This is a genomic window from Clostridium aromativorans (assembly GCF_020908015.1).
In the GTDB taxonomy this organism is placed as follows: domain Bacteria; phylum Bacillota; class Clostridia; order Clostridiales; family Clostridiaceae; genus Clostridium_B; species Clostridium_B aromativorans.
Genome location: NZ_JAJJPB010000003.1, coordinates 132119 through 146659 on the forward strand (window position 1 = coordinate 132119; position 14541 = coordinate 146659).

The window sequence follows — 14541 nt, forward strand, 5'->3', positions numbered from 1 at the left end:
GTTAAATTCTAGTTAATTACAGTTAATTACAGTTAATTTTTTGGATTTGTAGTGCAATCATATGTCTAAATTTGTATAATTATAAGCATAGTCAAGTTAAGATTTATAAATTGTGAATTGTCTAGGTTTGTATTGTTATATGATATAATCTATATAAATTGGAGGGTATAGTAGTATGAAGGTGCTTGTGCTCAATGGTAGTCCAAAAGGAGAAAAAAGCAATACATTTAGGATAACCAGAGCTTTTTTGGAAGGGCTAGAGGAAATTGAAAGCTGCAGTGTAAATATAGTGAATATCAGTGAGAAAAATATTGAACACTGCAGGGGATGTTTTGCCTGCTGGACTAAAACTCCGGGTAAATGCATAATAAGGGATGACATGAGAGAGCTTATAGAAAGCTATGTGACATCAGATGTTGTCATCTGGAGTTTTCCACTTTACTATTTTGGTATGCCGTCAAAAGTCAAGGCATTTCTTGATCGAATGCTTCCTACAAATCTGCCATATATGAGTTTAAACAAGGATGGAACAAGCGGACACCCTTCCCGGTATGATCTGTCAAATCAAAGGTATGTTCTTATTTCGACCTGTGGATTTTACAGCACAAAGAAAAATTATGATGCTCTTTTTAAACAGTTTGACATCCTGTTTGGAGATAAACTGTCAAAAATAATTTGTCCTGAAGGAGAGCTGTTCCATGTTTCCCAGCTTGAGGGAAGAATTTTAGAGTACCTGTCTTATGCGAAACAGGCTGGCAGAGAATTTGGATATAATTCTGCTATCAGCAGTGATACAAAAGATGAACTTGGCAAATTGCTGTATCCTCCGGATGTGTTTGTGGAAATGGCAAATGCCAGCTGGAATATTTCAGAGGGCTCTATGGAGAAAAGGCAGCAGCAGGATAGATCATATAATTTTATGAAACAGATGGCCGCTGTATACAATCCTAAAAGTTATACAAAGGATGTTCTGATTGAAATATATTTTACAGATATCGACAAAACTTATCAGCTTTTTCTGGGAAGGGAAAAATGCACCGTCAATACTGAGAATTTTGTGACCTATACTACTAGAATTGAAACTACTTTTGAGCTCTGGAAAAAGATTTCAGAGGGTAAGGTCAACGGGGCGAAGGCATTGATGAAAAAGCAGTACCGAGTACTGGGGGATTTCAGCATAATGCTTAAAATGGATGGCTATTTTGGAATAAAAAGTCAGATACCCGAGAAGAAATCTGCGGGAAATAAGACAAATATGACCCTGCTTTTGTTTCAGTGGATAGCACTTTGGGTAGTACTGCCTATAGATGAGATTTGGGGAGGTGTTGTGGGAATAATCGTTTGCTCCGTTATACCTCTTCTGTCCTATAAGTTTAAACTTACTATTTATGATGAAATAAGTATTCCATTGATCTGTGTCCTGGGTATTCTGGCGGTGTTTGGAACTAATCCAACATTTTTAATATGTCTTTCATATCTGATATTTGGCTTTATGTGGATATTGTCCTGCTGGGGGAAAATACCCTTGACTGCATACTATTCATGCAATGATTACAACGGGAAGGATGCCTTTGAAAATCCACTTTTTTTGAAGACAAATAGGATTTTGACTGCAGCTTGGGGTGTACTCTTCCTGATAATTGCCTTTTGTACCTATTTCCTGATGGGAAGTGTTTTATCAAGTTATACCGGTCTTGTGAATTCAATTGCGCCTGCAGTTATGGGAGCTTTTACAAAATGGTTTGCCAGCTGGTATCCTGCAAAAGTTGCCAGGGGATAATTTATTTTTAAATTCGCTCTGACTCTTGCTGGGAGATCAGCTAAATAAGCGGTTGTAGAGATTACAGCCGCTATTTTTATCAAGTTATTCTTATATCCGTCTTAACCTTCTTATAAAAGTTATATTTTTTGCGGGATTTTTTCCCATATGGTACATATGATGATTATAAGGAGGTGATTTTAAGTTGTCCTATATAAGAGTGCAAAGCATTTGTGTGAGAAGTCTTACCATAACGGATTTTAAGCCTAAAAGTAATGTAATAAATGATACCTTGAAAATTGGATTTGATGGAAAAAATATTTACAGAAGTTATATGTATTTTAATATAGACAATATACCTAAGGATGAGTTCGTAAATTCTGCCTATTTATATATATACTTAAATAAAATTGACACTGAACATTCCAGGACCGTTTTCTATATACAACCACTTCAGGAGGACTTTGATAAATATACTACCTTTGAAAAACAACCTCAATATTATAATAGACAGGCTAAGTTTGAAATAAATAAAAATTTTCACGGCCCTGTACGTGTGGAAATAACAGACATATTTAATGAGTGGAACAGTGGGTACATGAAAAATAAAGGTATAATTATAAAAAGCAATGAGAGAAAAAAATCTCTTGGGAGTTTTACTTCCAATTCTATCTGTGATTACGAATTTATTCCCAAGCTTATAATTAGTATTCCGGAGTTGAATCATCACAACAATAGCAGTGAAACCGTGAATGTAATGGAAAAAAGTTGGAATTTAGAGTTTCGCAGAATAAGGTGTTCCCCGCCAATAAATGTTGAGCGCATTATTCAAGGCACATTTTTTATTGACAATATAGGTAATGGGGAAGTGAAAGCTGCTGTTGAAGTTAGCTGTGATTTGTGCAGCTGGATTAAAGATGATGAAATTATAGTGGACTCCAATAGCTCTGGAATTTTAGTAGCTAAATATTATGGGAAATATTATAGAGTAAAATTACAGTGCTTAGAACAGGGCACTGTAAGAGTAAACTTTATATATCAAGCTTATAGGTAAAGAAATGATAGTATGAAAGCACAATTGATTAATTGAGGAATAATATATTATTAGGCTTGGAAAGTCCGGCTATATTTTAAAATTAAAATGGAGATGAAAAGATATGCCTAATAATTTGGTATTTAACAAAGTGGCTGAACAGTTAAGAACTCAATTATATGCCTATAATATAAATTCAAATCAGGCTGAGGCCTTGACAGTGGATAATTCAGGTAATTTATTGGTGTCAGGGGCAGTGGATATAGGAAATACGGTAACTGTAACAGGAACGGTGGATGTGGGAAATACGGTAACGGTAACTGGAACATTAGATGTAGGCAACACGGTGACTGTAACAGGGACAGTAAATGTAGGTAACACGGTGACCGTAACAGGAGCAGTGGATGTAGGAAATACGGTGACTGTAACAGGAACGGTGGATGTGGGAAATACGGTGACTGTGACTGGAACATTAGATGTAGGCAATACAGTGACCGTAACTGGAACGGTAAATTCAATAACTGAAGGGACGCTGTTTACCACAGATAATATTACTCAAACTACTGGGACTGGTATGAATTTTGTACTGCAGGAAGATATTTCACAGCAAAAGATATACTCCTATTATATTAAAAATAATGATGCTGTAAATGCTGTTACAGTTGCACTCCAAATTTCTCCAACCAGCAATTCAAGTTATTTTATCAATGATGCTGCTGGTTTTGTAACTGTTGCTCCAAATACTGCAACGGTTTTGACCGCTCAGTATTATCTACAATATACAAGGCTTTATTATGATACTGGTGACAACACTGCTAATTTAGAAGCTTATTATAATGCAAGCGTTTAATATGATGATGCTGTCCTCTTTTTTGGACTGCATCATATTAGTATAGCTCTGTAAAAGGAGGCCATGACGTGTCGATAAGTCTATGCATGATAGTCAAAAACGAAGAGGATGTGTTGATCAGATGTCTTGAAAGTGTGAAATATATTGTAGATGAGATTATAATAGTAGACACAGGTTCTACAGATTCTACAGTTGAAATTGCAAAGAAATATGGTGCCAGGATTTTTTACTATAAATGGGATGATAGCTTCAGCAGTGCCAGAAATTATTCTTTGGAAAAAGCTACAAAAGAGTGGATTCTCATAATGGATGCAGATGATGAATTCGAGAAAAAAGATAGTGACAAATTACTTGAACTGGTCAATAACAAGAACAGTCAAACCTATGTATATTTCCTACGGACATTAAGTTATTCCGGTGACAGACCTACTTTTGAAAGTGTTACTATGAATTTAAATGTAAGGCTTATAAAAAACGGGAAAGGATATAAATTCGTAGGAGATATACATGAACAGATAGTGCCTCCGCCAAATCATACTTATCATTCACAGGACGTAAAAGTTGAAAATATAAGGTTTTATCATTATGGATATTTGAATGAAATTATAAAGAATAAAAATAAGAGAAAGAGAAATATGAATTTGATAAGCAGAAGCTTGGAGCAAAATTCCAATAACTCATTTATGCTTTTTAATATGGGAAACGAATACTATGCCATGGCTCAATATAAAAAGGCGCTGGAATACTATATGAAAAGTTATAAGAGTTTTGTACCACAGGAGGGATTTAGCTCTAAATTGATGTTGAGGATAGTTTCATGCAATCAAGTATTGAAAGATTATGAAGTGGAATATAAGTTCATTGACGAGGGGTTGAAGTATTATCCCAATTTTACAGATTTGGAATTTATAAGAGGAAATACTCTTATGGGACAAGGCAAATATCTGGCAGCTATAGATTCATTGAATAAATGTATTAAAATGGGTGAACCTCCTGTTGAGATAAATGAATTGGTAGGGGTGGGTTCTTATAGAACTTATTATGTTCTGTCCGATATATATTTTGTTCTGAGGGAATATGACAGAGCAATGTATTATTGTGACAAGGTGCTGAAATTGAATTCAGGATACATGAAGGCATTTTCCAAACTTTCTCAGATAATGGGAGCTAAAAAGTTCACAATAGATGAAATGAAAGAGAAATTTGACAGCTACCTTGATGGAAGTGAAGGCGAGAATCTGTATTTGTTTTTATCGGATGTATTTTACAGTCAAAATAGATTTGATATTGCCTATGATTATACAGAAAAAGCGGAAAGAATATGTGAAGATAAATATAATATGTCCAAAATATATTACTACAAGGGGATTTGTTTATTTTATCAAAAAAAATTTAATGAGTCATATAATTTATTTAGAAAAATTGCGGAAAGGGATTTTATTGATAGGGCATTTTATTACAGTGCACTTTGCAGTACTTTTAATGACAGCATTTCAACTAGGGATATATTGATTGACAATCCCAAAGAAATTCCAGATGATAAAAAGTATCTGGTATACATGAAGTTTAAAGATCTGCTTGAGGGGAAAAAGTGTACGGCTTTGGCAGAAGATGTAAAATCATCTCAAAAATTTTTGGAGCCAATATTTAATTTATTGTCTATTTTGTTAAAGATGAATTATTTTGAAGAATTTGAAAAGGGACTTCAACTTTTAAATTTAATTGAAGATGACAATGTACTGTTATATCTGGCAAAGTTATACTACAAAAATGGATATATGGATCTTGCCTATAAGGAGTTTTTAAGATCCATAAAAATATACGATAGAATTGATGTAGAAGGACTTGAAATGATGAAACAGGCACTGTATTTTAATAATTCAAGATGTTGATTTTAATGAACAGGGGGCTTTAAAATTAGTTAAAGCCCTTATTGTTTTGTATTTATGAGGGAGTATTGAAATTTCTTATTGTCAATTTGAGTATTTTTAAAATGTTTTACTGAAATTATTGATAGAAATATGAAAATAAATTGTATTAATATATGAAGATAATAAATTATAGAAATTGAGGTAAAACAGATGAAGGAGAGACTTGTAGAACTTGATGTACTCAGAGGTATTGCGTTTGTCATGGTTGTGGTTCAGCACACAATAGGGGGATATTCATATTTAAAAGATATATCATACATGGATTTAGCACTGTCCAGATTTATTTATACAATTGCCCAGCCGGCAGTTAAAATATTTCTGATATTGATGGGCATGACGCTTATATATACATATATTGATAAATTTAATTGGAAATCCTTTTATATAAAAAAGATAAAATTTCTAATAGTACCCTATGTGATTTTTTCAATACTGGACATGTACTTGCTGAAGGACTGGGAGAAATTAAGGAATATTTTTGGACAAATTGTCACGGGAAATGCGGCATATCATCTCTGGTATATGGGCATGGCTATTAGAATTTATATTTATTTTCCAATTATAATTTTTATTATAGGAATCATAGGAAAAAAGTCAGGCATATTTAAAATAAATTTTATTGTATTATACAGTGCCGCCTATATATTTTTTATTCAAAATAGTAATAGGGTTTATAATTTTCTAGGAAGAATCATATTTGGAAATCCTACAGAACTTCAGCAAAAATTTATAAATATATCACCTTTATCATGGTCTATATATTTTGTGATAGGTGTTTATATAATATTTAATTACAGCAAGTTTAAAAATATGGTTTTGAGGTATGGAAAGGCAATTACTGTATTGTACACGTTTTTTGCAGCAGCAGTGTACTGCAAAAACATGAACTTATTTGGAGATGAATTTTTCGTATATGATAAATTGAGTTATGGAATAGGCATAATACACAATATTTTATGCATGATGTTTTTTTATTTGATCTCACTGCATATTGTAAAAAAAAGAATATTGTGCGGTTTCTTTAAATTTATAGCCAGGTATTCATTTCCATCCTATATGTTTCATGTAGTGATACTTCAGTATTTTGCCAATAATATACATCAGGCGGGGAAATTGTACTCGCCTTTTATACTTTTGATGTTGACTGCATTTATAACTCCCTGTATTTTTTACATCATAGGCTTTATTCCATTTAGCAGATATATTACGGGAGTCAGGAAAAATTCCGTTTTCCGGGGAAATAAATTGCATCATAATATAAAAATGAATACGAGAACAGCACATTGATAATCTGCTGCTAGGGGGAAAATATGAAGATTGTAGAAGATAATTTTATTTACAGATTGAAGTGCAAAGATCCAAAAGCTCTTGAATACGCTTTTGACAGGTATTGTGATTATGTATATAGAATAGTGTTTTCAGTATTTGGTTCTGAAAGGTATTCTACCTATATGGATGAATGCATTAATGATATATTCATGTGTCTGTGGAATAATGCGGATAAGTTTGATGAGAATAAGGGAAGCTTCAAGTGCTGGTTTAAGGCTGTAGCCAGGTATAAGGCTATAAATTATAAGAAAAAAATTACTAGAAATACAAATACGGAGTATATGGAAAACTGTATTTTTGAATCCTCACAGCAAGTGGAAAACCTGGTTATTTCAGAGGAAAATAAGAAAGAAATAATAGAGGCAATAAAAGAATTAAAAGGATTGGACAGAGAAATATTTATAAAAAGATATTTAATACAAGAGGATATAGTTGATATAGCAGATTCACTTGGGGTAAAGAGATCTGTAGTTGACAACAGGCTTTCCAGGGGAAGAAAGATTCTTAGAAAAAGACTTGAGATCCTGCAAAGGGGGGAATGTATGAATGAGTAGTAAAAAATTTGAGGATAATGATCTGCTGGAATTGTTCAATTATGTTGAACTTGACGATAAAGAGGAGAATTTGGAATTTGAAATGGATGATTTAAGAAAAAAAGCATTGAAGAAAAGGATTATGAAGCAGGTGAAAAATGAGAGCAGACATAAAAAATTTTCATATAAAACTGCAGCTGCAGCTATAGTAATCGGACTTGTATTTATTACTGCAAATGTATCTATATTTGCCCAAAATATCCCTGGATTGAAATCAATAATTCAGTATATATATGGAAGTAAAAATGACAATACGAAGTATGAGAGGTATTCCCAGGCCATAAATGAGAGCATAACAGACAATGGAGTGACTTTTACCATAAATGATGCACTTTGTGATGGAAGCAGCTTGATGATTGGATATACCATAAAAAGCCAGGGCGACATAAGAAAATTTGTTTTAACAGGAGATAAGATAATTGAAAAACAGGCAAAAGACAGCAGCTTTGTACCGTTTTTTATAAAGGCTAAAATAAATGGCCAGGAGACTGCAGGTGGTTCAAGTTATGGCGGCAGATACAAAGATGAACATACTTATGTTAATTCTGAAATTTTAGACCTGGGTGATAAAGATCTCCCGGATAAAATCAAGGTAGATATAAATATAAATGACATATATGGGATAAAGGGTAGATGGGATTTCAGCTTTATTGTTTCGAAAAAACGGATGTCCAAAGATATTGTAGATTATAAGCCTAATGACAGAATAAAGATGCCTGATGCCTATTTGAATATAGAAAGAGTGAGATTTACACCCATCGCCACTTATATGACAATTTCCGGGAAATATATAAAGGAAGAATATAAAAATCCTGATAAGCGTAAAGAGGCCTTCAATGAAGATGTGATTATGGGAAATACTCTATATGACAGTTATTTTGTACTGGATGACAGCGGAAATGAAATTGAACTTAGGGGAAGTTCAGGACATGCAGTTGAAAAATCCAATACTATGGACTTTGAGGATGTGTACAGATTTGAAAATGTAAAACATATTCCCCAATATATAACTGTCATACCTTATAAAATGAATTACAGCAAGACAGAAACAGAAACTAAAGCTGTATATGTGAATATAAATGGAAAATACCCTATGGAGCTCAGGCAGGGAAATATGGGGAAAATAACGGTGGACAGTATAGAGTATAAGAAGGACAGGACTATTGTAACATGTACAGCAGAGGGTAAAGCGCCCTTTTTACAGGCAAATGAAATTTATATAATGGATGATAAAAATAATCAAGTAGGAAGAAAAGACATGAATTATAAAGTTAAAAGAGATACCGTTGATCCCCGAAAATATATACTTGAATTTGACCCTATGAGTAAAAACAAAAAATATAAAATAGGTACAAATGATTTAAGTTCCTACGATGTGAGAAATGATTTGAAATTTAAAATACAGCTTCATAATAAATAGTTTAGCGTAAAAAATACCTTCACAGAATAAAATGTGAAGGTATTTTTTAGCTGATTTTTTAAAGTTAATGTATGTAAATACGATATTTAAATAGTGTCCTTTTTTATTGGAGGTTGTAGATGTATGATTGAGTGGTATAAATATACATGGAGTGAAGTAATAAAAGAACTGAACAGTGATACATATTATGGACTAGATGAAGAACAAATAGGGCCTCTTAGAGAAAAGTATGGAGAGAATAAAATTATAATGCCGGAGACCAAAGGCTTATTTTATCTTATATTTATGCAGTTTAAAGAAATATGGGTGTTGTTATTGATCCTTTGTGCAATTTTATTTGCATATTTAGGCATGTGGAACTATGGAATTATATCTTTAATCGTTTTATTTTTAAATGTGTCTTTTATAGTTCAGGAGCAATATAAAGGGGAAAGAGATATAAAAGAACTGCGAAAGTTGAACTCAGGAACGGCAAGAGTAATAAGGGATGGACGAACTGTTAGGATACCATCTGAAAAACTTGTAGTAGGTGATATAGTTATAGTTGGACAAGGAGAGGGAATACCTGCGGACATGAGAATTATTGAAAGTAATGATCTAAAGGTAGATGAGTGTTCCGTTACCGGAGAAAATTTTATAGTAGAAAAATACGAATTTAAAATAGATGATCGGGAACCGTCTCTTTCAGATATGAAAAATATGCTTTTTAAGTCGTCTTCTGTAGTTACAGGTGATGGTACAGGTGTGGTGACAGCAGTGGGAATGGATACTCAGGTGGCAAATATAGTAAAACTTTTACTTGAAGGTGAAGAAAAGAGAGAATTTTTTGGGACTAGAATATATGAGGTAATGAATGCCTTTAGTATGCTGCTGGCCATTTGTATCCTAATACTTGGATTTATGTTAAATTTTATTTTTCATAAAGATTTTTCCTACAATTTAGAAATATTATCAATTACGTTTTTAAGTACTGTTCCACAGGCGATGATCATTATTATTTCTCTTGTGGGAGCAATTTTACTAAAAAGATTCAAAAAAATGGATATAACTTTTAAGGACCTATTGAGTGTAGAGAAGTTTTCAAAAGTTTCAGCGGTTTGTACAGATAAAATAGGTGCTTTTTCTAAAAATAAAATGAAAGTAGTAAAAGCTTATGGAAGTAATGGCCTTATAGATATAAATGGAGAGACCTTAAAAGACGGTATAAGTGAAAGCCTGTATAGAATGATGAATATAGGACTTTTATGTAATGATACAAAATCTGTAAAGAAAAATGAAGAAAATTGGGTAAAAAATTTGCTTGAGTCATCTTTGGTAAGGTTTGGTGCCAAAAATGGAATGTATAAAAAAGAACTGGATAAGAAATATGATAGAATATTTCAGATTTTATTTGACAGTGAGAGACGTATAACCACTACTGTAAATAAAGTGGACAAGAAATATAGAGCTCACGTAAAAGGGGCTACGGACTCTATTTTAAGCAGATGTACGCATATATTGAAAAATGGATTGGAACTGGAAATAACAGAGGAGGATATAGAATCTATAAAGAATGCAGATATTAGCATGTCCAATGAATGTTTGTATGTAATGGGATTTGCCTACAGAAATTTTAATTATGAACCGAGTATTAAAGAAAATATCGAAAGTAATTTGGTATTCGTAGGGTTAATTGGTTTTGACAATATGTTAAAAGAAAATGCATCAGATTCCATAAAAAAGGCTCTGTCCCTTTCAGTAAAACCCATTATTGTTACAGATGACAGCAAACTTACAGCTTTGGCAATAGGAAAAAAGATAAACGTTATATCCAGACTTTCCCAGATAGTTTCTGGTGTGGAGATGGACAATATGACAGATGAAGAATTCAATCGTATTGGAGAAAAGGTAAGTTTTTTTTCCAGAATAAGTTCTAAACATAAGGTGAAGATAATAAAAGCATTAAAAAGTTATGGATATATAACAGCTATAACGGGGTGGAAACTTACAGATTTACCTGCACTTAAAATATCAAATATAGGAATAACCAATACTAAGAGCAAAGTAGTGAGAAAATTATGTGATATTTTTGTTAAAAATATGGATTTCATGAGCTTCTTAAATACTATAGAGGATTCAAGAAAAATTATAAGTGTGATTAAAAAGATAATTGTGTATATTATAAGCTGTTGTGTGGGATTGGCAGCATTTTTATTGATGATCTTTTTATATGGCTTTGATGTTTCCGGATATGTTGTTATAGAATCACTTTGGTTTAATGGTGTAATTATGTTCTTATCATCTCTATCCATCATGTATCAGTACAGGGATGAAGAGGGAGATTATATACCATCTACCATTGATAAAAGCATAATAGGAGAAAATTTAGGCTTTATACTTTTTAGTGGAGTTTTCATGGGTATTTTATCCTTTGCATCTTTGTATGTATCGGAACTGTGGAGAATCAGTTTTCCGTTTTTGACTTCTATTTCAGTTTTAAATGTCTGTGCTGTATTATTTGTATATAGTTTTTCCAATGAAAAGTTTTTTAAAAACAGACTTTCAAATATAATTACAGTTATAGATATTGTTGTACAATTAGGTATAATCTTCATTGCTAGCAAATTATTGATTCTATTTAATTTAGGTTATTGGAAGATATTTTTTGCATGCATTATATTGTGGTCTATCTTATGTATAAATTATAAATTTCATAAAAATCAATATGATTAATAAGTTGTTTTTAGGCAAATATAGATAATAGCAATTGTGCCATATGCAGTGAATATCAGATTAGCCGGAGGTATCATCTATGACTATGAAAAGGCCATTGGTATTTTATTCTGTATCCCTATATCTAGGATGTTTATTTGTCCTGTTATTTTTAGACAGTATTTTGGCAGCAGCGTTAGTAGCTGCTTTTTTTCTTATAATATTATTTTTCACATTGGAAATTAAAGCTTTTACGATAAATGTACTATTTTTTCTCTTTGGAATATTCAGCTTTTGTATTTATTTTAATGTAAGTATCCAGAACCCTGTTGAAATTAGAATTGTAGATAGTAAAAACTATTATTTTATAGGAGATTTTAAGGGAAGAAAAATTATATTGGAGGGAAAAACAAAGGGACTGGAAGAAGGTCAGAAGATAACAAAAGTATATGGGAGATTTCAAAAAAATTTTGATATAGAAAATGGATTTATTGGAAACTATTATCTAACGGGATATGAGTATTGTAAAAAGGATCTGGTATACTATTCTTATAAATTCAAGAAAAATCTTTATGAAAAATTCAAAAATATAATTGGAAAAGATAGAGCAGCTCTTGTTATGGCTCTGTGTTATGGAGAAACCAATTATATCAACCAGGATCAGATGAAGAATTTTCAGGAATTGGGAATAATTCATGCTGTAAGTGTTTCAGGATTCCACATGGCATTGATATATGAAGTGCTGGAGTTTACAGTTGGGCTTAAAATGGCTGTATTTGTATCTCTATTCTATGTATTTTTTACAGGCATGGCAGCAGCAACCATGAGGTCTTTTATAATGATACTTATATTTAAACTGTCAAGTGTATTTTTTAAAGAATATGACAGCATATCCTCTTTAAGTCTGGCAGCTCTTATTTTGATAGCATTTAAACCTTATTATATAGTAAATATAGGATTTGATCTCTCTTTTTTAGCGACTTTAGGTATACTTCTATACAGTAAAGCCATATGCAGAAAATTGTATAAACTGCCTGAAAAACTAGCGGTCAGTGTAAGTTTAACCCTTAGCTCACAGATTTTTTCACTGCCCTATATAGCTTTTACAATACAGAATTTCAGTTATGGATTTATTTTGGGAAACTTATTCTTGATTCCCCTGTTTTCGATAATAATTGTGCTTGGAAATGGGGCACTGTGCCTATATCCCGTGGAAATATTGTTTAAATACATATGTACAATTATTAATTTTATTTTTACTGTGATAGATGGTGGAAGTATAATTGCCTTGAAGTTATGTCCTGGAGTGATGTATTTAAAATATGAAGATGGATTGATGGCTATTGCATTATTTACAGCTATTGTAATGTACAAGAAGGGATATGAAAAATTCAGGCACATTCCTGCTGCCTGTGTGATTCTGATGATACTTCGAGGATATTCTTTTTTTACCGGAATATCTTTTATAAATACGGATAATGGAGAAGCAGCCCTTATAAAAAGAGGTTTCAATAAAGTTATGATATGCAATTACAATTATTTAGACGCCAATTGGATATGGAAAGTTAAAATGCAGCAGTCAGTAGATAAAATTATAACTAATCCTCATGAAAATTTTGTATATAATTTAGGTAATGGTTCTTATTTAAAAGTAAACGAAAACTCGAAAGCTCATATGGAGGTAACACTTAATTCCAAAAATAAAAAATTCAAATTTCTTTTGAATAAAAATACTAAAGACAGTAAACTGGCTTTTGACGGAGAAAAAGCTGTTTTTATACCGAAAATGGATATAAAAGATAGCAGCTCTTATGTTATAATGTTTAATATGCTTTTTAAGCTTCGATGATTATCGGAGCAAAGGAGGAAGTGAGTGAAGGTTGATTGATATAACTGCTTTTAACAGGAACTTAAAAAATGGACATATAGAAAATTGTTATTTATTCTGCGGCAGTGATGAATTTCTTATAAAGGAAAATATAAGGAAATTGATCAAAAGGGTCGTGAAATCTGATTTTATTGATTTAAATTATGCAAAATTTGATGGAAGTTCTCTGGAGGATTTTGACACTGTAATAAATGCCTGTGAAACCCTTCCTTTTATGAGTGATAAAAAAGTTGTACTTATATATAGGGCTTCATTTATGGGAGAAGAAAAGGGCTGTAAAAGTAAGCTTTCTGGTGAATTTAAAAAAATACATGATTATTTAAAGAATATACCCGAACATTGTGTCTTAATATTTTATTACCTTTTTAAAAGTAAAAGGGATAAACCGGGTAGAAGGATATACAGCCTGGATAAAGATATATGTGTGGTCAGAGCTGATAAAATAAAGGGATATCAACTTGAAAATAAAGTTCAAGAATTTTTTCAACTCAGGGGAAAGAATATAAAAAAGATTGATCTTAGAGTGTTCTGTAACCTCATGGAGGGGAATAACTTAAGTGCAATAGAAAATGAAGTGGAAAAGCTATGCTGTTATACCTATGGCAGGGATATAAAAAGAAAAGACATTCAGGAGATGTTTCTAAAAAACAGTGAAGAGGATATCTTTGATGTTGTAAATGCTATATCCAATAAGAATTTAAAAGATGCACTTCATCTGTTAAATGAACTCATATATAGCGGTGCTAAAATAAATTATATTTTAGTTATGATAGAAAGACAATTTAGTATTCTGTTTAAAATTAAATTACTTCTGGAAAATGGCAAACAAAAGACCGAGATTATGAAATTATTAAACATTAGATCCCAATATAGATATAATATAATGGTTCAGCAGAGCAAAAAATTTACATTAAAACAGCTTAAAAAGTCCATACAATTATGCTTGAATACTGAAAAAGATATGAAAAGTTTCTCTCTCAATGAGAAAACCGAATTAGAGCTTTTATTAATAAATACTATTGCATAATAAATAACCGGTCACCGCCG

At 32.0% G+C, this 14541-nt stretch carries 10 protein-coding genes; all 10 read left to right on the forward strand.

Annotated features, from left to right (window positions below; translation table 11 throughout):
* Positions 1–175 precede the first annotated feature (175 nt).
* Complete coding sequence (locus LN736_RS04850; protein ID WP_229981071.1) at positions 176–1780, forward strand: NAD(P)H-dependent oxidoreductase; 1605 nt, start codon at positions 176–178, stop codon at positions 1778–1780.
* Positions 1781–1964: 184 nt separating this feature from the next.
* On the forward strand, positions 1965–2813 hold the full coding sequence (locus tag LN736_RS04855) for a DNRLRE domain-containing protein (protein WP_179976966.1): 849 nt from the start codon (positions 1965–1967) through the stop codon (positions 2811–2813).
* Positions 2814–2916: 103 nt separating this feature from the next.
* Positions 2917–3642 (forward strand): DUF6385 domain-containing protein, encoded by a 726-nt coding sequence (locus LN736_RS04860; RefSeq protein ID WP_150358100.1) that lies wholly within the window; start codon positions 2917–2919, stop codon positions 3640–3642.
* Positions 3643–3710: 68 nt separating this feature from the next.
* On the forward strand, positions 3711–5534 hold the full coding sequence (locus LN736_RS04865) for a glycosyltransferase (RefSeq protein WP_229981073.1): 1824 nt from the start codon (positions 3711–3713) through the stop codon (positions 5532–5534).
* A gap of 189 nt (positions 5535–5723) precedes the next feature.
* Positions 5724–6860, forward strand: a complete 1137-nt coding sequence (locus LN736_RS04870; RefSeq protein ID WP_229981075.1) for an acyltransferase — start codon at positions 5724–5726, stop codon at positions 6858–6860.
* Positions 6861–6883: 23 nt separating this feature from the next.
* On the forward strand, positions 6884–7456 hold the full coding sequence (locus LN736_RS04875) for a sigma-70 family RNA polymerase sigma factor (protein WP_229981078.1): 573 nt from the start codon (positions 6884–6886) through the stop codon (positions 7454–7456).
* Positions 7449–8915, forward strand: coding sequence for a DUF4179 domain-containing protein (locus LN736_RS04880; RefSeq protein WP_229981080.1), 1467 nt, complete (start codon positions 7449–7451; stop codon positions 8913–8915). The genes LN736_RS04875 and LN736_RS04880 overlap by 8 nt, the downstream gene beginning before the upstream one ends.
* Before the next feature lie 123 nt (positions 8916–9038).
* Positions 9039–11627 (forward strand): cation-translocating P-type ATPase, encoded by a 2589-nt coding sequence (locus LN736_RS04885; protein ID WP_229981083.1) that lies wholly within the window; start codon positions 9039–9041, stop codon positions 11625–11627.
* 79 nt (positions 11628–11706) lie between these two features.
* Positions 11707–13455 (forward strand): ComEC/Rec2 family competence protein, encoded by a 1749-nt coding sequence (locus LN736_RS04890; RefSeq protein ID WP_229981085.1) that lies wholly within the window; start codon positions 11707–11709, stop codon positions 13453–13455.
* A 31-nt stretch (positions 13456–13486) separates the two neighbouring features.
* Positions 13487–14521: a DNA polymerase III subunit delta gene (gene holA, locus LN736_RS04895; RefSeq protein WP_229981087.1), complete on the forward strand. Its 1035-nt coding sequence runs from the start codon at positions 13487–13489 to the stop codon at positions 14519–14521.
* Positions 14522–14541 lie beyond the last annotated feature (20 nt).